The sequence below is a fragment of the Thioalkalivibrio sp. AKL10 genome, assembly GCF_000381845.1.
In the GTDB taxonomy this organism is placed as follows: domain Bacteria; phylum Pseudomonadota; class Gammaproteobacteria; order Ectothiorhodospirales; family Ectothiorhodospiraceae; genus Thioalkalivibrio; species Thioalkalivibrio versutus.
The window spans coordinates 227,452-251,900 of record NZ_KB907142.1; the positions used below are offsets into that span (position 1 = coordinate 227,452).

General features: G+C 64.0%; 19 protein-coding genes and 4 tRNA genes. 5 read left to right on the forward strand and 18 right to left on the reverse strand.

Features of this window, described 5'->3' with window-relative positions:
* Positions 1 to 31: 31 nt before the first annotated feature.
* From fusA to G333_RS0101210, 16 genes are all read right to left on the reverse strand, one after another.
* Positions 32 to 2,128, reverse strand: coding sequence for an elongation factor G (gene fusA / locus G333_RS0101135; RefSeq protein WP_019627439.1), 2,097 nt, complete (start codon positions 2,126 to 2,128; stop codon positions 32 to 34).
* 22 nt (positions 2,129 to 2,150) lie between these two features.
* The gene (rpsG, locus tag G333_RS0101140) at positions 2,151 to 2,618 is read right to left on the reverse strand and encodes a 30S ribosomal protein S7 (protein WP_018143874.1); all 468 of its coding nucleotides are present in this window, start codon (positions 2,616 to 2,618) and stop codon (positions 2,151 to 2,153) included.
* Between the two features lie 33 nt (positions 2,619 to 2,651).
* Entirely contained in the window at positions 2,652 to 3,026 is a 375-nt protein-coding gene (gene rpsL / locus G333_RS0101145; protein ID WP_018143873.1) for a 30S ribosomal protein S12, read from the reverse strand.
* A 108-nt stretch (positions 3,027 to 3,134) separates the two neighbouring features.
* On the reverse strand, positions 3,135 to 7,355 hold the full coding sequence (rpoC, locus tag G333_RS0101150; RefSeq protein WP_019627440.1) for a DNA-directed RNA polymerase subunit beta': 4,221 nt from the start codon (positions 7,353 to 7,355) through the stop codon (positions 3,135 to 3,137).
* 71 nt (positions 7,356 to 7,426) lie between these two features.
* The gene (rpoB, locus tag G333_RS0101155) at positions 7,427 to 11,506 is read right to left on the reverse strand and encodes a DNA-directed RNA polymerase subunit beta (protein ID WP_019627441.1); all 4,080 of its coding nucleotides are present in this window, start codon (positions 11,504 to 11,506) and stop codon (positions 7,427 to 7,429) included.
* A 131-nt stretch (positions 11,507 to 11,637) separates the two neighbouring features.
* Positions 11,638 to 12,015, reverse strand: coding sequence for a 50S ribosomal protein L7/L12 (rplL, locus tag G333_RS0101160; protein ID WP_018143870.1), 378 nt, complete (start codon positions 12,013 to 12,015; stop codon positions 11,638 to 11,640).
* A gap of 71 nt (positions 12,016 to 12,086) precedes the next feature.
* Positions 12,087 to 12,608, reverse strand: a complete 522-nt coding sequence (gene rplJ / locus G333_RS0101165) for a 50S ribosomal protein L10 (RefSeq protein WP_018143869.1) — start codon at positions 12,606 to 12,608, stop codon at positions 12,087 to 12,089.
* Between the two features lie 214 nt (positions 12,609 to 12,822).
* Positions 12,823 to 13,518: a 50S ribosomal protein L1 gene (rplA, locus tag G333_RS0101170; RefSeq protein WP_018167856.1), complete on the reverse strand. Its 696-nt coding sequence runs from the start codon at positions 13,516 to 13,518 to the stop codon at positions 12,823 to 12,825.
* 1 nt (position 13,519) lies between these two features.
* A complete protein-coding gene (gene rplK / locus G333_RS0101175) occupies positions 13,520 to 13,951 on the reverse strand; it encodes a 50S ribosomal protein L11 (RefSeq protein WP_018650512.1) in 432 nt (143 codons plus the stop codon).
* A gap of 65 nt (positions 13,952 to 14,016) precedes the next feature.
* Positions 14,017 to 14,550 (reverse strand): transcription termination/antitermination protein NusG, encoded by a 534-nt coding sequence (nusG, locus tag G333_RS0101180; protein WP_017940468.1) that lies wholly within the window; start codon positions 14,548 to 14,550, stop codon positions 14,017 to 14,019.
* Between the two features lie 17 nt (positions 14,551 to 14,567).
* Positions 14,568 to 14,933 carry a preprotein translocase subunit SecE gene (secE, locus tag G333_RS0101185; protein ID WP_018167854.1) on the reverse strand — a complete coding sequence of 122 codons (366 nt, stop codon included), beginning with the start codon at positions 14,931 to 14,933 and terminating at the stop codon, positions 14,568 to 14,570.
* Positions 14,934 to 14,970: 37 nt separating this feature from the next.
* Positions 14,971 to 15,046 (reverse strand) — tRNA-Trp (locus G333_RS0101190).
* Positions 15,047 to 15,132: 86 nt separating this feature from the next.
* Positions 15,133 to 16,302 (reverse strand): elongation factor Tu, encoded by a 1,170-nt coding sequence (gene tuf, locus G333_RS0101195; protein ID WP_019627442.1) that lies wholly within the window; start codon positions 16,300 to 16,302, stop codon positions 15,133 to 15,135.
* A 66-nt stretch (positions 16,303 to 16,368) separates the two neighbouring features.
* Positions 16,369 to 16,444 (reverse strand) — tRNA-Thr (locus G333_RS0101200).
* 44 nt (positions 16,445 to 16,488) lie between these two features.
* A tRNA-Gly gene (locus tag G333_RS0101205) sits at positions 16,489 to 16,562 on the reverse strand.
* Positions 16,563 to 16,619: 57 nt separating this feature from the next.
* Positions 16,620 to 16,704 (reverse strand) — tRNA-Tyr (locus tag G333_RS0101210).
* 218 nt (positions 16,705 to 16,922) lie between these two features.
* Here G333_RS0101210 and pilB point away from each other — a divergent pair.
* From pilB to zapD, 5 genes are read left to right on the forward strand one after another with little or no spacing between them, the layout of a single operon-like run.
* Positions 16,923 to 18,641, forward strand: coding sequence for a type IV-A pilus assembly ATPase PilB (gene pilB, locus G333_RS0101215; protein ID WP_018168214.1), 1,719 nt, complete (start codon positions 16,923 to 16,925; stop codon positions 18,639 to 18,641).
* Positions 18,642 to 18,684: 43 nt separating this feature from the next.
* Positions 18,685 to 19,896, forward strand: a complete 1,212-nt coding sequence (locus G333_RS0101220; protein ID WP_018144450.1) for a type II secretion system F family protein — start codon at positions 18,685 to 18,687, stop codon at positions 19,894 to 19,896.
* 3 nt (positions 19,897 to 19,899) lie between these two features.
* On the forward strand, positions 19,900 to 20,763 hold the full coding sequence (locus G333_RS0101225) for an A24 family peptidase (RefSeq protein ID WP_019627443.1): 864 nt from the start codon (positions 19,900 to 19,902) through the stop codon (positions 20,761 to 20,763).
* Between the two features lie 9 nt (positions 20,764 to 20,772).
* Complete coding sequence (gene coaE, locus G333_RS0101230) at positions 20,773 to 21,417, forward strand: dephospho-CoA kinase (RefSeq protein ID WP_019627444.1); 645 nt, start codon at positions 20,773 to 20,775, stop codon at positions 21,415 to 21,417.
* A gap of 59 nt (positions 21,418 to 21,476) precedes the next feature.
* Complete coding sequence (gene zapD / locus G333_RS0101235; protein WP_018939032.1) at positions 21,477 to 22,247, forward strand: cell division protein ZapD; 771 nt, start codon at positions 21,477 to 21,479, stop codon at positions 22,245 to 22,247.
* 32 nt (positions 22,248 to 22,279) lie between these two features.
* On the opposite strand, the gene G333_RS0101240 is transcribed toward zapD, so the two are convergent.
* Positions 22,280 to 23,254: a Nudix family hydrolase gene (locus G333_RS0101240; protein ID WP_019627445.1), complete on the reverse strand. Its 975-nt coding sequence runs from the start codon at positions 23,252 to 23,254 to the stop codon at positions 22,280 to 22,282.
* The gene (gene argJ, locus G333_RS0101245; RefSeq protein ID WP_019563206.1) at positions 23,235 to 24,446 is read right to left on the reverse strand and encodes a bifunctional glutamate N-acetyltransferase/amino-acid acetyltransferase ArgJ; all 1,212 of its coding nucleotides are present in this window, start codon (positions 24,444 to 24,446) and stop codon (positions 23,235 to 23,237) included. The genes G333_RS0101240 and argJ overlap by 20 nt, the downstream gene beginning before the upstream one ends.
* Positions 24,447 to 24,449 lie beyond the last annotated feature (3 nt).

Below are 24,449 nucleotides of genomic sequence, written 5' to 3' on the forward strand. Positions count from 1 at the left end.
TACAGTTCTTTCAAATAACGCGAATTCGGGATCAGGACGCTTTGGCGGCTACCGCCTCGGCGATCTGCGCGGGGGCCTCGGCGTACTTCTCGAATTCCATCGAGTAGGTCGCGCGACCCTGACTCATCGAGCGCAACTGGGTCGAGTAGCCGAACATCTCGGACAGGGGAACCTCGGCCCGCAGCAGCTTCTGCCCGGCGACGTCTTCCATGCCCTTCACCAGCCCACGACGGCGATTGAGGTCGCCCATCACATCGCCCATGTACTCTTCGGGTGTCTCCACCTCGACCTTCATCATCGGCTCAAGAAGCACGGCGCCGGCCTTCAGCGCGCCTTCCTTGAAGGCCATGGAGCCCGCAACCTTGAACGCCATCTCGTTGGAGTCAACGTCATGGTAGGAACCGTCGAACAGCGTGACCTTCACGTCCTCGACCGGATAGCCGGCGAGCACACCATTGGACATCTGCTCGGCCACACCCTTGTTGACCGCCGGGATGTAGTCCTTGGGCACCACACCGCCCACGATGGCGTTCTCGAACTGGTACCCGCTACCGGGTTCCAGCGGCTCGAGGCGCAGCCACACGTGGCCATACTGGCCGCGACCGCCCGACTGCCGCACAAACTTGCCTTCCTGCTCGACCGTCTTGCGAATGGTCTCGCGGTAGGCCACCTGGGGCTGCCCAACGTTCGCGTCGACCTTGAACTCGCGCTTCATGCGGTCCACCAGCACCTCGAGATGGAGCTCGCCCATACCCGAGATGATGGTCTGACCGGACTCTTCGTCGGTATGCACCTTGAAGGACGGATCTTCCTGCGCCAGCTTGTTCAGCGCGATGCCCATCTTTTCCTGGTCGGTCTTGGTCTTCGGTTCGACCGCGATGGAGATCACCGGCTCCGGGAACTCCATGCGCTCGAGTTCGACCGGGTCATTCGGATCGCACAGCGTCGTACCGGTGTAAAGATCCTTCAGGCCCACTACCGCGCCGATGTCGCCTGCACGCAGCTCCTTGATCTCCTCACGGGAGTTGGAGTGCATCTGCAGGATGCGCCCAATCCGCTCGCGGCGGTTGTTTTGCGTATTCAGCACCGAGTCCCCGGCCGACAGCACGCCCGAATAAACGCGGACGAAGGTCAGGGAACCCACATAGGGGTCGGTCATGATCTTGAACGCCAAAGCCGCGAAGGGCTCGTCGTCCGACGCGTGCTTGGCCACCGGCTCTTCGGTGCCTGCTTTCACGCCCTTGATCGCCTTGACCTCCTCCGGAGAGGGCAGGTACTCGACAACCGCATCCAGCATTGCCTGGACGCCCTTGTTCTTGAACGCGGAACCGCACAGCATCGGGACAATCTCGAGCGCCAGGGTCCGTTGACGCAGGCCCGACTTGACCTCTTCCTCGCTGAGGTCACCCTCGTTGAGGTACTTGTCCATCAGCTCTTCGTTCGCCTCGGCGGCGGCCTCGAGCATGTTCTCGCGCCACTTGTCGGCTTCGGCCTTCAGGTCATCGGGGATGTCCTTGTACTCGAAGCTGATACCGAAGTTCTCTTCGTCCCAGTAGATCGCCTGCATCTTGACCAGGTCGATCACACCCTTGAACTGGTCCTCGGCGCCAATCGGCAGCTGGATCGGCACCGGGTTGGCCTGCAGGCGCTCCCTCATCTGCTCGTAGACGCGCAGGAAGTCGGCTCCGGCGCGGTCCATCTTGTTGACGAACGCGAGACGCGGCACGGCGTACTTGGTCGCCTGACGCCAGACCGTCTCGGACTGCGGCTGCACACCGCCCACGGCGCAATACACCATGACCGCCCCGTCGAGCACGCGCATGGAACGTTCGACCTCGATGGTGAAGTCCACGTGCCCGGGCGTATCGATGATGTTCACTCGATGCTCGTCGAACTGCTTGGCCATGCCGGACCAGAAGCTGGTGGTCGCCGCGGAGGTAATGGTGATCCCGCGCTCCTGCTCCTGTTCCATCCAGTCCATCGTGGCGGCGCCGTCATGCACCTCGCCGATCTTGTGCGACAGACCGGTATAGAACAGGACGCGCTCGGTCGTCGTCGTCTTGCCGGCGTCGATGTGCGCGCTGATCCCGATATTCCGGTAGCGCTTCAGTGGTGTCTTGCGTGCCACGGTGAGCCTCTCTAAATCTGGTTTACCAGCGGAAGTGAGCGAACGCCTTGTTCGCTTCCGCCATGCGGTGAGTGTCTTCGCGCTTCTTGACGGCCGAACCCTTGCTGTCCGAGGCGTCCATCAGTTCGCCGGCCAGCTTCAGGGCCATGGTGCGCTCGCCCCGCTTGCGGGCGGCCTCGACCACCCAGCGCATGGCCAGCGCATCCTGACGCACCGAGCGCACTTCCACCGGAACCTGGTAGGTCGCACCACCAACGCGGCGGGACTTCACCTCGACACGCGGGCGAATGTTGTCCAGGGCGCGTTCCAGCGCACCCATCCCGTCGCCCTGCTTGGACTCGATCTGGTCCAGGGCGCCATAGACGACCTGTTCGGCGACGGACTTCTTGCCGTCACGCATCACCGTGTTGATGAACTTGGCCAGGCGCTCGCTTCCGAACTTCGGGTCGGGGAGGATGTGACGCTTGGGGGCTGCTGCTCTTCTAGACATGTTTCAGTTCCCGGACTGGATCATGGATCACGGTTAGGATTTGGGACGCTTGGTGCCGTACTTGGACCGGCCCTGCATGCGCTTCTGCACACCTTGGGTGTCCAGGCTGCCGCGCACCGTGTGGTAACGCACACCCGGGAGATCCTTAACACGGCCGCCACGAATCAGGACCACCGAGTGCTCCTGCAGGTTGTGGCCTTCCCCACCGATGTAGCTACTGACTTCGTAGCCGTTGGTCAGCCGCACGCGCGCAACCTTGCGCAGCGCGGAGTTCGGCTTCTTCGGGGTGGTCGTGTAGACACGGGTGCAGACCCCGCGCTTCTGCGGGGAACCCTGCAGCGCCGGCACGTCGCTCTTTTCGACGGGGCGCTTGCGGGGCTTGCGTACCAACTGGTTGATCGTGGCCATGAAACCCTTTCTCCTAGCCTAAAAATAACGACAGGCCGGCGCCGAGACCGGACTGTCGAGGGAGCGGAAGTCTAATCGCCGCCCCCGTGAGTGTCAAGGTGGGACGGGTCACTCGGACCCGTCTTCCGTGGTACCCGGGTCGGTCGTGGCCGGTTCGGAGTCGGCGATCACCGCCGGCGCCTCCGCGACCGTCTCGAACTCGGGCATTTCCAGTGCGCGCTTGCGGCGGCGCTCCTTGTGATAGGCGAGGCCCGTCCCCGCGGGGATCAGGCGTCCGACAATCACGTTTTCCTTCAGGCCGCGCAGATCATCACGCGCACCGCGGGTCGAGGCCTCGGTGAGCACGCGGGTGGTCTCCTGGAAGGAGGCCGCAGAGATGAACGACTCGGTCACCAGCGACGCCTTGGTGATACCCAGGAGGACGCGCTCGTAGGTTGCCGGCTGCTTGTCGGCACCCAGCTGCTCGTTCTCCTCCAGCACCCGAATGCGATCCACCTGGTCCCCGGCGAGGAACTTGGTGTCGCCGGCGTCCTCGATGTTCACCTTGCGCATCATCTGGCGGACGATCACCTCGATGTGCTTGTCGTTGATCTTCACACCCTGGAGACGGTAAACGTCCTGGATCTCCTGGACCTGGTACTCGGCCAGGGTGGTGACACCGCGCAGACGGATGATGTCATGCGGATCCAGTTCACCGTCCACCACGACCTCGCCACGCTCGACGCGCTCGCCTTCGAACACGTTCACGGTACGCAGCTTGGGAATCATCATCTCGACCGGGTCACCCTTGTCCGGGGTGATCACGAGACGCTGCTTGCCCTTGGTCTCCTTGCCGAAGGACACGGTGCCCGAGATCTCGGCCAGCACCGCGGGCTCCTTGGGACGCCGCGCCTCGAACAAGTCGGCCACACGCGGCAGACCACCGGTGATGTCACGCGTCTTGGAGGATTCCTGCGGCAGGCGGGCAATGACGTCACCCACCTCGACCCGGGCGTTGTCCTCCAGGTTGAAGATCGCATTGGCCGGCAGCATGTACTGCGCGGGCATGTCGGTCCCCGGGATGTACACCTCGTTGCCGTCGTCGTCCAGCAGCTTGACCGTCGGGCGCAGATCCTTGCCCGCCGTAGAGCGGCTCTTCGGATCCAGGACCACGTTGGACGACAGGCCGGTGAACTCATCGGTCTCCTTGGTGACCGTCACGTTCTCCACGAAGTCCGCGAGGCGCAGGTTACCGGCCACCTCGGTGACGATCGGATGCGTATGCGGATCCCAGCTGGCGACTTCCTGGCCGGCTTCGACGGCGTCGCTGTCGTGGACCGTGATAAGCGCGCCATAGGGAATCTTGTAGCGCTCCCGTTCGCGACCCTGATCGTCGATCACACCCAGCTCGCCCGAGCGCGAGACCGCGACCAGGTTGCCGGCCTTGTTGGTGACCGTCTTCAGGTTATGGAGACGGACAGAACCGGAGCTCTTCACCTGGATCGCACTGACCGTCACGGCACGGCTCGCGGCCCCGCCGATATGGAAGGTCCGCATCGTCAGCTGAGTACCCGGCTCGCCGATCGACTGTGCGGCGATGACGCCCACGGCCTCGCCGGCGTTGACCTCGTGGCCACGCGCCAGATCACGCCCATAGCACTTGGCACAAATGCCCTGGCGGGTCTCGCAGGTAATCGCGGAACGCACCAGCACTTCGTCGACCGAAGCGGCATCCAGGGAGTCCACCATCGCTTCATCGAGCAGCGTCCCGGCGGGGATCAATACCTCATCCGCACCCGGGCGAAGCACGTCGACCGCAGTGGTCCGCCCGAGCACGCGATCGCGCAATGGCTCGACCACATCACCGCCTTCGATGATGGGCTTCATCAGCAGACCCTGCTGGGTCCCGCAATCCGGCTGGGTTACCACGACGTCCTGCGAGACATCCACCAGGCGGCGGGTCAGGTAGCCCGAGTTTGCGGTCTTCAACGCCGTATCGGCCAGCCCCTTACGGGCGCCGTGGGTGGAGATGAAGTACTGCAAGACGTTCAGACCTTCGCGGAAGTTCGCGGTGATGGGCGTCTCGATGATCGAGCCGTCCGGCTTGGCCATCAGGCCACGCATGCCGGCCAGCTGACGAATCTGCGCGGCGGAGCCACGCGCACCGGAGTCGGCCATCATGAAGATCGAGTTGAACGAATTCTGCTCGACCGTCTCGCCGTCCTTGTTGACGACCTTCTCCTTGCCGAGCCGCTCCATCATGGCCTTGGCGACCTGGTCATTACAGTGAGACCAGATATCCACCACCTTATTGTAACGCTCGCCCTTGGTCACGAGACCCGATGCGTACTGGTTCTCGATCTCCTTAACCTGTTCTTCGGCGCCCTGCAGGATCGGCTGCTTCTCGTCCGGGATCACCATGTCTTCGGCGCAGAAGGAGACGCCGGCACGGGTGGAGTAGTAGAAGCCCGCGTACATCAGCTGGTCCGCGAACACCACCGTATCCTTCAGACCCAGGCGGCGATAGCACTGGTTGATCAGGCCGGAGATCGCCTTCTTGTTCAGCTCGCGGTCGATCAGCTCGAACGGCAGACCCTTGGGCATGATGCGCGACAGGATCGCGCGACCCACGGTGGTCTCCAGGCGCAGGTACGGCAGGCTCTCGCCCTCGCCCACCTCGGCCATGGTGTCCGCAATCCGCACGGTAATACGTGCGTGCAGGTCGACCTGCTTGTGCTCGTAGGCGCGGTGGACTTCATCCACGTCGGCGAACGTCATGCCTTCGCCTTTCGCGTTCACCTTCTCGCGCGACAGGTAGTAGAGCCCCAGGACAATATCCTGCGACGGCACGATGATCGGCTCGCCGTTGGCCGGGGACAGTACATTGTTGGAGGACAGCATCAGCGTGCGCGCCTCCAGCTGGGCCTCCAGCGACAGCGGCACATGCACGGCCATCTGGTCACCGTCGAAGTCCGCGTTGAACGCGGCGCAGACCAGCGGGTGCAGCTGGATCGCCTTGCCCTCGATCAGCACCGGCTCGAACGCCTGGATACCCAGGCGGTGCAGGGTCGGCGCGCGGTTCAGCATGACCGGGTGCTCGCGGATCACCTCTTCCAGGATATCCCAGACCTCGGGACCTTCCTTTTCCACCGCCTTCTTGGCGGCCTTGATGGTGGTCGCGAGACCACGGCGCTGCAGCTTGCCGAAGATGAACGGCTTGAACAGCTCCAGCGCCATGCGCTTGGGCAGACCGCACTGGTGCAGGCGCAGGGTCGGGCCCACCACGATCACCGAGCGACCGGAGTAGTCGACACGCTTGCCCAGCAGGTTCTGGCGGAAGCGACCCTGCTTGCCCTTGATCATGTCAGCCAGGGACTTCAGCGGGCGCTTGTTGGTACCGGTGATGGCACGGCCGCGACGGCCGTTGTCCAGCAGCGCGTCCACGGACTCCTGCAGCATGCGCTTTTCGTTGCGCACGATGATGTCCGGGGCATTCAGCTCCAGCAAGCGACGCAGACGGTTGTTGCGGTTGATCACCCGGCGGTACAGATCATTGAGGTCGGACGTCGCAAACCGGCCGCCATCCAGCGGCACCAGCGGGCGCAGGTCCGGCGGCAGTACCGGCAGCACCTTCATGATCATCCACTCCGGCTTGTTGCCGGAATCGAGGAAGGCCTCGACCAGCTTGAGCCGCTTGCCGAAGCGCTTGATCTTGGTCTCGGAACCGGTCTCGCTCAGGTCCTGGCGCAGCTTCGTGGCCTCGGCCGGAAGATCCATTTCCTTCAACAGACTCAGCACGGCCTCCGCGCCCATCAGCGCGGTGAAGTCGTCACCGTGCTCTTCCATCGCCTCGAGGTATTCCTCGTCGGTCAGGAGCTGGCGCTTCTCCAGCGTGGTGAAGCCCGGATCGGTGACGATGAAGGACTCGAAGTACAGGACCTTCTCGATGTCCTTCAGGGTCATGTCGAGCAGCAGGCCAATACGGGACGGCAAGCTCTTCAGGTACCAGATGTGGGCAACCGGCGAGGCCAGATCGATATGGCCCATGCGCTCGCGCCGGACCTTGGTCTGGGTCACTTCGACGCCGCACTTCTCGCACACCACGCCACGATGCTTCAGGCGCTTGTACTTGCCGCACAGGCACTCGTAGTCCTTCACCGGCCCGAAGATCTTCGCGCAGAACAGGCCATCACGTTCCGGCTTGAACGTCCGGTAATTGATGGTTTCCGGCTTCTTCACCTCGCCAAAGGACCAGGAACGGATCTGGTCCGGGGACGCAAGACCGATGCGGATCGCATCGAACTCTTCCGGCTGGGTCTGTTGCTTGAACAGATTCAGGAGGTCTTTCATTCGCTTGCCTCACAAACTTGGTTTCGAGGGGCGCACTGCGCCCCATCGGATCACAATCGGATCGGAGAAGATCAGTCCTGCTCGAGCTCGATATTGATGCCGAGCGCCTTGATCTCCTTCATGAGCACGTTGAACGACTCGGGGACGTTGGCCTCCATGTGGTGCTCACCGTCAACGATGTTCTTGTACATCTTGTTGCGGCCCTGCACGTCGTCCGCCTTCACCGTCAGCATTTCCTGCAACGTGTAGGCGGCGCCGTAGGCCTCCAGTGCCCAGACCTCCATTTCGCCGAAGCGCTGACCACCGAACTGCGCCTTGCCGCCCAGCGGCTGCTGGGTGACCAGCGAGTACGGGCCGGTGGAACGTGCATGCATCTTGTCGTCGACCAGGTGGTTCAGCTTCAGCATGTGCATGTAGCCCACGGTGACCGGGCGGTCGAAGCCGTCCCCGGTGCGCCCGTCGTACAACTGGGCCTGCCCCGTTTCCGGCAGGTCCGCCAGACGCAGCATCTCCTTGATCTCAGCCTCTTCGGCGCCGTCGAACACCGGCGTCGCCATCGGCACGCCGCCGCGCAGGTTGCGGCACAGGGTGATGATCTCGGGGTCCGACATGGAGTCGAGGTCCACCTTGCGTTCGCGGTTGTTGTAGATCTTGTCGAGGAACTCGCGCAGCTTGGCGATCTCGCCTTGTGCCTCGAGCATGCGGTTGATCTTGTGGCCGAGACCTCGGGCCGCCCAACCCAGGTGCACTTCCAGCACCTGGCCGACGTTCATGCGCGAGGGCACGCCCAACGGGTTCAGCACCACGTCGACCGGGGTACCGTCCTCGAGGAACGGCATGTCCTCTTCCGGCACGATCATCGAGATCACGCCCTTGTTCCCGTGGCGACCGGCCATCTTGTCGCCCGGCTGCAGGCGGCGCTTCACGGCCACGTAGACCTTGACCATCTTCTGCACGCCTGGCGGCAGGTCGTCGCCCGCGGCCAGCTTGGCCTTCTGGTGCTCGAACTTCTTCTCGAACGCCTCGTGCTGATCCTTGATCTGGCGACCCAGGTCTTCCAGCTGGCTGTTGACCGCATCGTCCTGCAGGCGGACCTCGAACCACTTGTCGCGGGACAGCCCCTGCAAATACTTCTTGGTCACCTTGGAGCCATCACCCAGCCCATCCGGGCCACCGGCGGCGGTCTTGTTGACCAGCAGCCGCTCGACGCGGGCGTAGATGTCATCCTCGTAGATGCGCAGCTGGTCCTTCAGGTCCTTCTGCACAGCGGCGAGATCGTCGGCCTCGATCGACCGGGCGCGGGCGTCTTTCTCCACACCGTCACGGGTGAAAACACGCACGTCGATCACCGTCCCCTCGATGCCGGACGGCACACGCAGGGAGGTGTCCTTCACGTCCGAGGCCTTCTCGCCAAAGATCGCCCTCAGGAGCTTCTCTTCCGGCGTCAACTGGGTCTCGCCCTTCGGCGTGACCTTGCCGACCAGGATGTCGCCCGGGTTCACCTCGGCCCCGACGTAGACCACGCCGGACTCGTCCAGCTTGTTCAGCAACGACTCGGAGACGTTCGGGATATCCGCGGTGATCTCTTCCTGGCCCAGCTTGGTGTCACGAGCGACACAGTTGAGCTCCTCGATGTGGATCGTGGTGTAACGATCCTCCTGCACCACGCGCTCCGAGATCAGAATCGAGTCCTCGAAGTTGTAGCCATTCCAGGGCATGAACGCGACCATCATGTTCTGCCCCAGCGCCAGTTCGCCCAGATCCGTCGACGAGCCATCGGCAATCGCGTCACCGCGGGCGATTTCGTCGCCCACCGCAACCAGGGGACGCTGGTTGATGGAGGTGTTCTGGTTGGACCGCGAGTACTTGGTGAGGTTGTAGATATCCACGCCCGGCTCGCCGGCGACGGTTTCGTCGTCGTTCACACGGACCACCACACGACCGGCGTCCACCGAGTCCACCGTACCGCCGCGCTTGGCGACGATCGCGGAGCCGGAGTCGATGGCAACGGCGCGCTCGATACCGGTACCCACCAGCGGCTTGTCGGCCCGCAGGCACGGCACGGCCTGACGCTGCATGTTCGCGCCCATCAGGGCGCGGTTGGCATCGTCATGCTCCAGGAAGGGCAGCAACGCGGCGGCCACCGACACGATCTGCTTCGGCGAGACGTCCATGTACTGGATCTTGTCCGGAGACGAGATCGTGAACTCCTCCTGATGACGGCAGGACACGAGGTCATCGCTCAGGCGACCTTCCTCGTCCATCGCCGCGTTCGCCTGGGCGATCACGTACTGGCTCTCTTCGATCGCGGAGAGGTAGACGATCTCCTCGGTCACCTTGCCCTCTTCGACCTTGCGATACGGCGTCTCCAGGAAGCCGTAGCGGTTGGTGCGGGCATACACGGCCAGCGAGTTGATCAGACCGATGTTCGGCCCTTCCGGAGTCTCGATCGGGCACACGCGACCGTAATGCGTCGGGTGCACGTCGCGCACCTCGAAGCCGGCACGTTCGCGGGTAAGCCCGCCCGGACCCAGGGCCGAGATACGCCGTTTGTGCGTCACCTCGGACAGCGGGTTGTTCTGGTCCATGAACTGCGACAGCTGGCTGGATCCGAAGAATTCCTTGACCGCGGCGGCCACCGGCTTGGCGTTGATCAGTTCCTGCGGCATCAGGCCTTCGCTCTCGGCGACGGTGAGACGCTCCTTGACCGCGCGTTCGACACGCACCAGGCCAAGGCGGAACTGGTTTTCGGCCATCTCGCCCACGCTGCGGATGCGACGGTTGCCCAGGTGGTCGATGTCATCGGTACGGCCGTTGCCGTTACGCAGGTCAATCAGCACCTTCAGGACATCCAGGATGTCTTCCGGCGACAGCACGCCCGCGCCCTCGTCGGTATCGCGACCCACGCGGCGGTTGAACTTCATCCGGCCCACGGCGGACAGGTCGTAGCGATCTTCCGAGAAGAACAGGTTGGAGAACAGGTTCTCCGCCGCGTCCTTGGTCGGCGGCTCGCCCGGGCGCATCACGCGGTAGATCTCGACCTGGGCCTCCAGCTGACTCTTGGTCGGATCCAGACGCAGCGTATCCGACATGTACGGACCGTGGTCGTAGTCGTTGGTGTAGATGGTCTCCAGCGACTTCACGCCCTCGGCGCGCAGCTTGTCGAGCATCTCCTGGGTCAGGGCGTCATTGGCATTGGCGATCAGTTCCCCGGTGGACTCATCCACCACGCCCTTGGCCAGCACCCGACCCAGCAGGTATTCGTCCGGCACCCGCAGGGTGTTGATGCCGGCCTTCTCGATCTCCCGGATATGGCGCGGCGTAATACGCCGACCGGCCTCGACAATGACGGTTTCGCCATCGGTAATGTCGATCACGGCAGTCTCGCCGCGCATGCGCTCGGGGATCAGGTCCAGCTCGCCGCCGTCATCGTCGAGGGTGAGCTGATTGAATTCGAAAAAGGTGGTGAGGATCTCTTCGGTATCCATACCCAGTGCGCGCAGCAGGATCGACGCCGGCAGCTTGCGGCGACGGTCGATGCGCACGAAGACCCCGTCCTTGGCGTCGAACTCGAAATCGAGCCAGGAGCCGCGGTACGGAATAATGCGGGCGTTATAAAGCAGTTTCTGTGCACTGCCCTGGGTCTTGCCCTTGTCGCTGTCGAAGAACACGCCCGGCGAGCGGTGCAACTGCGACACGATTACGCGTTCGGTACCGTTGATGACAAAGGTGCCGTTCTCGGTCATGAGCGGCATTTCGCCCATGTAGACTTCCTGCTCCTTGACCTCCTTGACCACAGTGGAACCCGCCGGGGCTTCCTTGTCGTGGATCACCAGGCGCAAGAGGACACGCAGCGGGGCCGCATAGGTCACGCCACGGATCTGGCATTCCTTCACGTCGAACATCGGTTCGCCCAGGCGATAGCTCACATACTCGAGCTGGACATGACCGGAATAACTGACGATGGGGAAAACCGACTGAAACGCCGCATGCAGGCCCATCGGATCCCGCCCGTCGGGCGCTCGGTCCGCCTGCAGGAAATCCCGATAGGAGGTCAGCTGGGTTTCCAGCAGGTACGGGACTTCGAGGATCTGGGGACGCTTCCCGAAGTCCTTGCGGATACGTTTCTTTTCGGTATAACTGAGGGCCATGGCTTACCTCGGAGGCTAGCTGAACAACGCGCGACAAAACACGCGCCACCACGGGCTGAGGCTGGCGACCAAACGGCCGCCAGCCTCAGGGCTTCGTGATGTACACGAAAACAACAGGCGCAAGCGCCTTCTTACTTCAGTTCGACGGTGGCGCCCGCGCCTTCCAGCTCCGCCTTCATCTTCTCGGCCTCGTCCTTCGGAGCGCCTTCCTTCACGGTCGCCGGCACGCCTTCGACCATTTCCTTGGCTTCCTTCAGACCCAGACCGGTCAGGCCACGGACGACCTTGATGACGCCGACCTTGTTCTCGCCGAAGCTCGACATCACGACGTCGAACTCGTCCTTGACTTCAGCGGCAGCGGCTTCGCCACCAGCGGCAGCCGGGGCGGCCGCAACAGCGGCAGCGGCGGACACGCCGAACTTCTCTTCCATCTCGCTGATCAGGTCCACAATCTCCAGGACCGTCATGTTGCCGATGGCTTCCAGGATATCTTCTTTCGAAACGGCCATTTCTTAATCTCCTAACGGGTCGAGCCCGAATTCATTCAGTACATGCTGCAGAAGCAGGCTTGAAGGGTTCTTCAGGCTGCCTGCTTCTGATCACGGATTGCTGCAACGGTACGCACAAGCTTGCCCGGGACTTCGTTCACCGTACGGGCGAACTTGTCGAGCGGTGCCTTCATCGTGGCGAGCAGCTGCGAGAGCGCCTCGTCACGGGTCGGCAGGCTCGCGAGGCGATCGAGATCGTTCGCCCCCATGAGCTGCCCACCAAAGGACACCAGCCGGACCTTCAGCTGATCGTTTTCCTTGGCGAAGTTCTTCACCAGGCGTGCCGCGGAGCCAGGCTCCTCTTCACTGAAGGCAAGGATCAGCGGACCCTGCAGCTCGGGCTGCATGCACGCGAAATCCGTACCCTCAATGGCACGCTTGGCGAGGTTATTCTTCACCACCCGCAGATAGACCCCGGTAGTGCGGGCCTGCCGACGAAGGTCGGTCATCTGCGCGACCGAGAGACCCCGGTACTCCGCGGCGACCGCGGAATGCGCCGAGGCAGCAACCGTAGCCAGCTCCGAGACAATCGCCTTCTTGTCGTCGAGATTCAAAGCCACGTTGACTCTCCTCTAGTAAGACCACCCGGAGGTGATCGTGAAACCGGGCGAACCCGGCACTTCGGTGCTCCCGTCGCAGGTACTTCCTGAATCGGGTGACACCATCTGCGCAGGCTGGGGTATTAAGCCGGGCCCTGGAGCTCGGCGCCTGCGGTCTTGGATGGCGTGCCGCTTGCGCGACAGCCGACCAAAAACCGTATTTTCTTGCTTAGAGCTCCAACGAGCCCTGATCGACCTTGACGCCCGGACCCATGGTGGTCGAGACGACCACGGCCTTGACGTACTGCCCCTTGGAGGTCGCCGGCTTCATCTTCAGCAGATCGGCCAGCAGGGCGTTCAGATTGTCGGTAAGGGAATTCGTGTCGAAATCGGCCGCGCCAATAGTGCAGTGGACAATCCCGCCCTTGTCGGTGCGGTAGCGCACCTGACCACCCTTGGCATTGGTCACCGCGGTGGCCACATCCGGGGTCACGGTGCCGACCTTCGGGTTCGGCATCAAGCCGCGCGGGCCGAGGATCTGGCCGAGCTGGCCGACCACGCGCATCGCATCCGGGGAGGCGATCACCACGTCGAAGTCCATCTGGCCGGCCTTCACCTGTTCGGCGAGGTCGTCCATGCCGACGACATCGGCCCCGGCTTCCTTGGCGGCATCGGCGTTCGCACCCTGGGTGAACACGGCCACGCGCACAGTCTTGCCATTGCCATGCGGCAACACGGTGGAACCGCGCACCACCTGGTCGGATTTGCGCGGGTCCACGCCGAGGTTCACGGCAACGTCCACCGACTCGCGGAACTTGGCCTTGGGCAGGTCACGCAGGAGATCAAAGGCTTCGGTGACCGGATACAGGTGACCCGGCTCCACCTTCTCGCGATAGGCCTGCATACGCTTGGAAAGCTTCGCCATGTCAGAGACCCTCCACTTCGAGGCCCATACTGCGGGCACTGCCGGCGATGGTACGCACGGCGGCATCGAGATCAGCCGCGGTCATATCCGGTTCCTTGGTCTTCGCAATTTCTTCCAGCTGGGCGCGCGTCACGGTGCCGACCTTGTTGGTGTTCGGCTGACCGGAACCGGACTGAATGCCGGCCGCCTTCTTCAGCAGGACCGCCGCCGGGGGCGTCTTGGTAATGAACGTGAAGCTGCGATCCGCATACACGGTGATCACCACTGGAATCGGCAGACCGGGTTCCATCTCCTGGGTCTGGGCGTTGAACGCCTTGCAGAACTCCATGATGTTCACGCCGCGCTGACCCAGCGCCGGGCCCACGGGCGGGCTCGGGTTGGCCTTGCCAGCCGCCACCTGAAGCTTGATATACGCTTCGATTTTCTTTGCCATGAGGACTCCCTCGGGTGCGAACGCCTTGCGGCTCCCCGATTAACAGGTGATGACGCTTGCGCGTCTCAGGTTTTCTCGACTTGGTGGAACTCGAGTTCCACGGGCGTCGACCGCCCGAAAATCTGAACCGCCACGAGCAGACGACTCTTGTCGTAGTTGACTTCCTCGACCACGCCATTGAAATCGTTGAACGGGCCGTCGATTACGCGGACCATCTCGCCCACCTCGAACAGCACCTTCGGACGCGGCTTCTCGGCACCTTCCTGCATGCGCTGCAGAATCGCGTCGGCTTCCTTGTCGCTGATCGGCGCCGGACGGTCCGCGGTGCCACCGATGAAGCCGAGCACGCGCGGCACGGCCTTGACGAGATGCCAGGCCTCGTCGTTGAGGTCCATCTGAACCAGGACATAGCCGGGGAAGAACTTGCGCTCACTCTTGCGCTTCTGGCCGTCCTTCATCTCGACGACCTCCTCGGTGGGCACCAGGATCTCGCCAAAGTGGTCCTGCATGCCGAAACGCTCGATGCGCTCCTCCAGGGACCGCTTCACCTGTGCCTCGAAACCCGAGAATGCCTGTACGACGTACCAGCGTAGTGCCATGGGGAAAATCCTGCTGCTTATCCGATGAACCGACTGATGCCCCAGCCCAGGAACATGTCCAGGAGCCAGAGCATGATCCCCACCAGGATCACGACGGCAATGACGATCAGCGTGGTCTGGGTCGTCTCTACGCGGGTGGGCCACACCATCTTGCGCACCTCGGTGCGCGCGTTGCCCATAAAGCCGGCGAGCTGGCTGCCCTTGGCGGTCGTCATCGCGATCCCGATGGCGACCCCGACGACGGCAAGCAGCCCGAGGACGCGAATCAGAGTGGATTCGTCCTGGAACCAATAGAAGCCCATGACGCCGGCAATCAGCAGCGCCACGGCCACCGCGAGCTTGACGGTATCAAGCACGCCGGTCTGTTCCGATTGTTCACTCATGAATACGTATCACCCGGTGCTGCCGCCATCTCGAAGATGGCAGGCCAGGAGGGACTCGAACCCCCAACCTGCGGTTTTGGAGACCGCTGCTCTGCCAATTGAGCTACTGGCCTAGAAATCGAATCGACAAGAAACAAACGCGAGAGACGACGCACACGGCGCCGCCTCTCGCGGTCAGTCTGTCAACTTGTCTACTATATCACTCGATGATCTTGGAGACGACGCCGGCGCCCACAGTGCGGCCGCCTTCGCGGATCGCAAAGCGCAGACCGTCTTCCATCGCGATCGGATTGATCAGGGACACCGTCATCTTCACGTTGTCACCCGGCATCACCATCTCGGTGCCTTCCGGAAGCTCCACCGAGCCCGTCACGTCCGTCGTGCGGAAGTAGAACTGCGGACGGTACCCGTTGAAGAACGGCGTGTGACGACCGCCCTCTTCCTTGCCCAGGATGTACACCTCGGCTTCGAAGTGCGTGTGCGGGGTAATCGAACCCGGCTTGCATAGCACCTGACCTCGCTGGACGTCGTCACGCTTGGTGCCGCGCAGCAGAATGCCGACGTTGTCGCCCGCTTCGCCCTGATCCAGCAGCTTGCGGAACATCTCGACACCGGTGACGGTGGTCTTCTGCGTGTCGCGAATACCGACGATCTCGATCTCTTCGCCCACCTTCACCACGCCGCGCTCGATACGACCGGTCACCACGGTGCCGCGACCGGAGATCGAGAACACGTCTTCCACCGGCATCAGGTACGCACCGTCCACGGCACGCTCCGGCTCCGGAATCCAGGTGTCCATCGCTTCGACCAGCTTGTAGATCGCCGGGGCGCCCACTTCGCTCTCGTCACCTTCCAGCGCCTTCAGCGCGGAACAAAAAAAAAAGTCGTATGAGGACAGCAGGTCGCGGACCTCCATCTCGACCAGCTCCAGCAGCTCCGGATCATCGACCATGTCGGCCTTGTTCAGGAACACCACGATGTACGGAACACCGACCTGACGCGCCAGCAGGATGTGCTCGCGGGTCTGCGGCATCGGGCCATCGGCCGCCGACACCACCAGGATCGCGCCATCCATCTGCGCCGCACCCGTGATCATGTTCTTCACGTAGTCCGCGTGACCGGGGCAATCGACGTGCGCATAGTGACGAAGGTCGGATTCGTACTCGACGTGCGCGGTCGCAATCGTAATACCGCGCGCCTTCTCTTCCGGCGCGTTGTCGATCTGGTCAAATGCACGGGCTTCACTCCCGTACTTCTTGCCCAGCACCGCCGTCATCGCCGCCGTCAGCGTCGTTTTCCCATGGTCCACATGACCAATCGTACCCACATTCACATGCGGCTTCTTACGCTCGAACTTTTCCTTGGACATCTCTCGCTTCCCCGGATCGTGACGCTAAAACTCAACAGCGACGCAGGTTGTACGCTGACATTAATATGGAGCTCATGACCGGATTCGAACCGGTGACCTCTTCCTTACCAAGGAAGTGCTCTACCGACTGAGCTACATGAGCCGAACTACCGCCAGGGCCTCGCCCGACATCGTGCGGGCCAAATCTGGAGCGGGTGATGGGGATCGAACCCACATCATCAGCTTGGAAGGCTGAGGTTCTACCATTGAACTACACCCGCAGAACCCTGGCTTGCCGCACCACCGTCCGCTTCTGGCCGCTGGCTTGAAAAACCCGATGGTGGAGGGAGGAGGATTCGAACCTCCGAAGGCTGAGCCAGCAGATTTACAGTCTGCCCCCGTTGACCGCTTGGGTATCCCTCCTCGATCAAGCCGCGTATTCTGAACCAGCGCGAAGCACAGCGTCAAGCACCCGCTGAATTACCCCTCAAGGGGGCGAACCACAGCCTTGTCATTTGCAGGGTTGATTCCTATGATCGGAGCTCAGCAAGGGGCTCTCGGCTGCCTGGCAGCGCGTTTCCCTTCCGCCGCGGACGCACGTAGAGTGTGGCCCATCACTAGGTTTGTATACGCAGAGGCCCATGGCGAATACCACTACGGCACCGCGGCTACCCGGGCTGGCGAAGCGCCTGGTCGAGGCCGGCCTGATCGCGGAGGACATCGCCTCCCAGCTGGTCGAGGAAGCCCAGTCCCAGCAGACGCCGCTGATGACCCTGCTTGCCAGCAAGGGCCAGGTGGCGGAAGCGCGCCTGGTCGAGGCCGCCGCCGAGGAGTTCGGGCTCCCGGTATTCGACCTGGGGAGCTTCGATGCGGAACTTCTGCCCAAGGATCACCTCAACGAGAAGCTGATCCAGAAGCACCATGCCCTGCCACTGATGGCACGCGGCAATCGCCTCTACATCGGCGTCTCCGACCCGACCAACCTGGGCGCCACCGACGAGTTCAAGTTCGCCACCGGCATGCCCGTCGAGGCCGTCCTGGTCGAGCCACACAAGCTCGACCGCCTGATCGACACGGCACTGAGTGCCGCCTCGTCGCTGATGGACGACCTTGGCGACGACGGCCTCGACGGGCTGGCCATCGAATCCGGCGGGGAGGATGACAAGGATTCCTCCGACACCGCCGAGGGCGCGGATGACGCCCCGGTGGTGCGCTTCGTCAACAAGGTCCTGATGGACGCCATCAATCGCAAGGCGTCGGATATCCACCTCGAGCCCTTCGAGAAGGACTTCCGCGTGCGCTTCCGCATTGACGGGGTGCTGCACGAGGTCGCCCACCCACCCAATTCCCTGGCGCCGCGCATCACTGCGCGCGTCAAGGTGATGTCGCGCATGGACATCGCCGAACGCCGCGTGCCGCAGGACGGGCGCATCAAGCTGAAGCTGTCGCGCACCCGCGCGATCGATTTTCGTGTCTCGTCCCTGCCGACGCTTTACGGCGAGAAGATCGTGATGCGTATCCTCGATCCCAGCAGCGCGGCGATGGGCATCGATCAGCTGGGGTACGAGGAACATCAGAAAGAGGCCTACCTCAAGGCGCTCAGCCGTCCGTACGGCATGATCCTGGTCACCGGCCCCACCGGGTCGGGGAAGACCGTGTCGCTGTACACCGGGCTCGGCATCCTGAACACCGCCGACCGCAACATCTCCACTGCGGAAGACCCGTCGGAAATCAACATGCCCGGGGTCAACCAGGTCAACATCAACCCGAAGGTCGGGCTGACCTTTGCCAGCGCGCTGCGCGCGTTCCTGCGCCAGGACCCGGACGTGATCATGGTCGGGGAAATCCGCGACCTGGAAACCGCCGAGATCTCCATCAAGGCGGCCCAGACCGGTCACCTTGTGCTTTCCACGCTGCATACCAACGACGCCCCGCAGACGCTCACCCGTCTGGCCAACATGGGCGTGCCACCGTACAACATCGCCTCCTCGATCCTGCTGATCATTGCCCAGCGGCTGGCGCGGCGGTTGTGCCCGAACTGCAAGGAACCGGAAAAGCTCCCGGAAGAGGCGCTGCGCAAGGAAGGCTTTACCGACGCCGACATCCAGACCGGTGTGGTCTCCTATCGCGCGGTGGGCTGCGACCAATGCACCAACGGCTACAAGGGCCGGCTGGGGATCTACCAGGTCATGCCCATCAGCGACGACATGCAGCGCGGCATCCTGGAGGGCTACAACTCCATGCAGCTCGCAGAACAAGCAGAAAAGGAAGGCATCGAGGACCTGCGACGCGCCGGCCTCGTGAAAGTAATGGCGGGGCTGACCAGCCTCGAGGAAGTCAATCGCGTGACCAAGGACTAGTGCCGCAACCGGCACGGGTCACCAGCTACAGGGGGACAGGGGGATGGCCGACTCCGGGACGATCTACACCTGGGAAGGACTGAACAAGAACGGCGCCCGGATCAAGGGCGAGACTCCGGCCGACAACGAGGCCACGGCCCGTGCCGAGCTGCGCAAGAATGGCATCAACGTCATCAAGATCCGCAAGAAGCCAAAGTCGCTTCTCTCCGGTGGAAAAAAGAAGGTCGTCCCCGCGGACATCGCCTACTTCCTGCGCCAGATGACCACGATGCTGGAGTCCGGCGTGCCCCTGGTGCAGGCCTTCGAGATCGTCGGCCGCGGGAACGAGAAGCCCGCGATGCGCGATCTGGTCCTGAAACTGAAGGCAGACGTCGAGGGCGGCGAGACGTTTGCCCAGGCCCTGTCCAAGCACCCGAGACATTTCGACGACCTGGTCACCAATCTGGTCGAGGCCGGCGAGCAGGCGGGGACACTCGAGACCCTGCTGGACAAGGTCGCCACCTACAAGGAAAAGACCGAGGCCCTGAAGGGCAAGATCAAGAAGGCCCTGTTCTATCCGGCCGCGGTGGTCGTGGTGGCCATCGTGGTGACCGCGATCCTGCTGATCTACGTAGTCCCGCAGTTCGAGGCCCTGTTTACCGGCTTCGGTGCCGACCTCCCGGTATTCACCCGCATGGTGGTCGACCTCTCGGAGTTCACCCAGAGCTGGTGGTGGGCCATCCTCGGGGTCATGGTCGCCATCGGGTTCGTCTTCGTTCAGGCCCGGCGGCGGCTGCCACGTTTCGCCCGTTTCCTCGACATCATGGTCCTCAAGGCCCCGGCTTTTGGCCCGATCCTGCGCAAGGCCGCCATCGCCCGCTTTGCGCGAACGCTGTCGACCATGTTCTCCGCCGGGGTGCCGCTGGTGGATGCCCTGACATCGGTCTCCGGCGCCACCGGCAACGCCGTCTACCGAGAAGCCACCCTGCGCATGCGCGACGAGACCGAGGCCGGCGGCCAATTGCAGTGGTCCATGCGCAATACCGCCGTGTTCCCCAACATGGTGGTGCAGATGGTCGCGATTGGCGAGGAATCCGGCTCGCTGGATTCAATGCTGTCGAAAGTCGCGGATTTCTACGAGGAAGAGGTCGACAACGCCGTGGACAGCCTGTCCAGCCTGCTGGAACCGCTGATCATGGTGGTCCTCGGCGTGCTGGTCGGCGGCCTGGTCATCGCCATGTACCTGCCCATCTTCCAGATGGGTCAGGTGATCTAGGGGATGCTGGCAGAGATCGGAGCCCAACTGGGCAGCTGGGCACTGCCGATTGCCGGGGTGTTCGGGCTGCTGATCGGCAGCTTCCTGAACGTGGTGATCGCGCGCCTCCCGGTGATGCTGGAACGCGAGTGGGAGACCGAGGCGCGCGCGATCCTCGAGCACGCGCCGAACGACGAGCGCGAGCGCTTTGACCTGATCCGCCCGCGCTCGCGCTGCCCGCAATGCCAGCGCCCGATCCGGGCGCTGGAAAATGTGCCCATTCTCAGCTTCCTGTTCCTGCGCGGTCGCTGCCCCGGGTGTGGCACCCGCATCAGCTGGCAGTATCCCGCAGTGGAGGCACTCACCGCGCTGCTCTTCGTGGTAACGGTCTGGCACCTGGGGCCCGGTAGCGCCGGGCTGCTGGCGCTGGTCTTCACGGCCGTACTGATCGCCGCCTCCGGGATCGATGCCCGGACGACGCTACTCCCCGATCAGCTCACCCTGCCGCTTTTGTGGCTCGGGCTGCTGGTCAACATCCCCGGTACCTTCACCGACCTGCAGTCCGCCGTGATCGGTGCTGCGGCCGGTTACCTGACCTTGTGGCTGATCTTCCACGGCTTCCGCCTGCTGACCGGCAAGGAGGGCATGGGCTTCGGTGACTTCAAACTGCTGGCGGCGCTGGGCGCGTGGCTCGGCTGGCAGGCGCTGCCGGTCATCCTGCTTCTGGCCTCACTGGTCGGCGCGGTGGTCGGGATCGCGCTGATCCTGCTGCGCGGGCGCGATCGCAACATCCCGATCCCATTCGGGCCCTATCTCGCCGCTGCCGGGTGGCTCGCCTTGATCTGGGGCGACGAGCTGCTGGCCCTCTATTTCCCGCAAGGGTTTTAGGCGAACGTCATGCTGCGGGTCGGACTCACCGGGGGGATCGGCTGCGGCAAGAGTCGCGTTGCAGGGCTCTTCGCCAGCCTCGGGGCACCGGTACTGGATGCCGACACCCTGAACCGCGAACTCCAGACGCCGGGACACGATCTCTACGCGGCCATCGTGGACCGCTTTGGCCCCGGCATACTCGATGCCCGCGGCCACCTGGACCGCGGTGCCTTGCGCAGCCGGATCTTTGCCGACCCGGCCGAACGCCAGGCCCTGGAGGCACTGGTTCACCCGGCGGTGGAGGCCGCTATCGAACAACGCCTGGCCGCGCTACCAGAGACCACACCCTATGCCGTGATCGTGGTGCCCCTGCTGTTCGAGGCCGGCTGGGAGGCGCGTTTCGATCACGTCGTCGTGGTCCATTGCGAGCCCGGCGAACAGATCGCACGCGTAACCCAGCGGGATGGCCGCAGCAGCGCAGAGGTAGAGGCCATCCTCGAGGTCCAGATGAACCCGGACGAGCGCCGCCGACGCGGGGACAGCGAGATCCTCAATACCGAACAGACGTCGGATGCCGAACTGGCGAACCAGGTAGCAGAACGCGACACTGCCCTGCGCGAGCTGGCCACCGCCATCCGCTCGCGGGTGGAAAACCGCCCCCCGAATAGCTGATACTGCGGAAGTTCCTGGACCAGCATGCGCCTCCAGTCCTCCTGCCCAACGGGTCCGTCGTGAGCCAATCCCTGACCTTTGAACAACCGCTGCATGAACGTGTACGCCTCCTGCTGCGGCTGGAGGCCCTGAACGCACGCTTCGGGGATGCACTGGAGTCCGGGCGGGCCTTCGATCATCACGAGGCCCTGGTCTCGCTGGTGGACATCTACGCCCTGGTCACCCGGGTAGACATCAAGCGCGAACTGATGGGCGAGATCGAGCGCCAGACGGTCAACCTGACCCGACTGGCCAACCAGCCGGGCATCGATGCCGATCGCTTTCGCGAAACCATGGATGCACAGAAGCGGTTGCACGATGCCCTGGAGGAACAGGCCGGCGCGCTCGATCACCGCGTGCGCGGCAGCGAGTTTTTCTCCAGCGTGCGCCAGCGCATGGCCCTGCCCGGCGGGGCCTTCGACTTCGACCTGCCGATCTACCACTACTGGCTGGCCCAACCGAATCAGGCGCGCACCGAGCTTCTTCTGGAATGGTTCCAACCGCTGAACACCGTGGCCGAGGCGACCGCCCAGGTGCTGCGCTACATGCGCCACTCGGGCAACGCGGAGCCGGTGACCGCCGAGGACGGGTACTTCGAGCGCAATCTCGATACCGCCCACGCGTGGCAACTGATCCGGGTGACGGTCGACCCCGCTCTGGGGGTCTACCCGGAAATCAGCGGCGGGCGCCAGCGCTTTACTGTGCGCTTCTTCGCCCCCGGCGATTTCCGCGAACGCCCCGTACCGGCGCATGTCGACGTGCCGTTCCGGCTCTGCTGCTGCGCGATCTGAGGCAGGGCCCTGGGCGCCTGGAAGGCCCGGATTCAGTCCAGCAAGCCCCGAATGGCCGCAATACCCTGCGCACCGGCCGCCCGCGCCCGGGGCAGGCTGACGGCAGACATCCCGCCGAGCGCATAGACCGGCAGCGCCGCACCCCGCACCCAGTCCGCAAAACGCCCCCAGCCCAGCGCCTCGGCACCGGGATGCGTCGCGGTCGCCTGCACCGGCCCCAGCACCACGAAATCCAGCCCCAGGGCCGCCGCCCGCTTGAGACCGGCACGGTCGTGAACCGAGGCGGCCACCCAGCCAGCGGACGCCGGACGCGCATCCAGCTCGCGCCAACGCCGCTCGGGGAGATGCAACCCCACCCGCGGAAAATCCGCCAGCCAATCCGGTGGCGCATTCGCCAGTACCGGGATGCCCAGGGCATCGGCGGGCCCTGTGATCGCCGCGAGAAAGTCGCAATAGTCGACCCGGCCCAAGTCCGGCGCACGCACCTGAACCATGTCAGCCTGGCCCGCACGCAGGGCCTTGGTTACTCGGCCGGCGATGCCAGCGGCCTGCGCGGCGTCGCCCGGTGACGGTGTGATCAGATAACGCTCGGGCAGGCGCAAGACGTTGAGCATCGCGCGATTCGCCGCCGGGAAATCCGCGGGGTCCAGGTCCACCGGGGCACGCCACTCCATAGGCTGGGCCTCGCGGCCACGGGGCGCACCCGACCAGGCCGTCACGCGGAACACATGCAGACGAACCGCGCACTGCCCATAGTCGTGTTCGACCGTCAGACACTGAACCGCCGAATCGACACCGACGCCAAGCTCCTCGTCGAGTTCGCGCTGCAGAGCCACCGCGGGGGATTCGCCGCTCTCGACCTTGCCACCGGGAAACTCCCACAGCCCGGCCAGGTGCTGCGCGTACCTGCGACGCGTAACCAGCACGCGACCCTGGTTGTCGCGGATCAGTCCGATCGCGACCTCGACCGGAGGGGAAGGCGCCGGCTCAGGACCGGTATTCGGCATTGATGCGCACGTACTCGTGGGAGAAGTCGCAGGTGTACTTGCGCGTCCGCGCGTCACCCCGGCCCAGGTCGATCCGGATGTGGATCTCCTCGGCGTCGAAGGCACGCTGGCCGTCGGCCTCGGCGTATTCCGGGGCACGCCCGCCGTCGCGGACAATCTCGACGTCATTCACACGGATCGCCACGCGCTCGATCACCAGATCCGGCACCCCGGCGCGCCCCACGGCCGCGAGGATGCGGCCCCAATTGGGGTCGGAGGCGAACAGCGCAGTCTTGACCAGCGGGGACAGCGCGACGGTCTCGGCGACCTGCGCCGCCTCCTCACGCGACCGCGCACCCACCACCTCGACGGTCACGAACTTGGTGGCACCCTCGCCATCCCGGACGATCGCCTGGGCCAGCTCCAGGCAGACCGCGTCCAGAGCCGCGGCAAAGGCGACCCGATCGTCCGCTGTGACGAGCCCCGCCCCACTCGCGCCACTGGCCATCACCACCACGGCGTCGTTTGTGGAGGTATCCCCGTCCACGGTGATCGCGTTGAAGCTGTCGCGATTGGCCTCGCGCAGCAGACCGTCCAGCGCCTGCGCCTCGATGGCAAGGTCGGTCCCGATAAACGCCAGCATGGTCGCCATGTCGGGGTGGATCATCCCCGAACCTTTGGCGATACCGGTCAGGGTCACCTCGCCCTGCGACAGTGCGACCCGACGGCTGACACCCTTGAGCACGGTGTCAGTGGTCATGATCGCGCGTCCCGCCTGCATCCAGGCATTGGGCGCCAGGCCCGCGTGCAGCACGGGCAGCGCCGCGATGATGCGTTCCACCGGCAGCGGCTCGCCAATCACCCCGGTGGAAAATGGCAGGACTGCCTCCGCCGGGTCGCCCGTAACCGCGGCCAGGGCCTCGCAGCAAGCGCGCGCGGCGGCGAGCCCGGGCTCGCCGGTCCCGGCATTGGCATTACCGGCGTTGATCAGCAGCCAGCGTGCCCCGCCCGCTGCCTGGTGCTCCGCGGCAACCACGACCGGCGCGGCGCGAAAGGCATTGTTGGTATAAAGCGCCGCAACGGTCGCGTCGGGGCCGGCATCGATCAACACCAGATCGTCGCGCCCGGGATAGCGAATCCCTGCCGCGACCGCGGCCACGCGAATCCCCGGTACCGGTTGCAGTGCCTCCGGGGCGTTCAATCCTACGGCCATGGG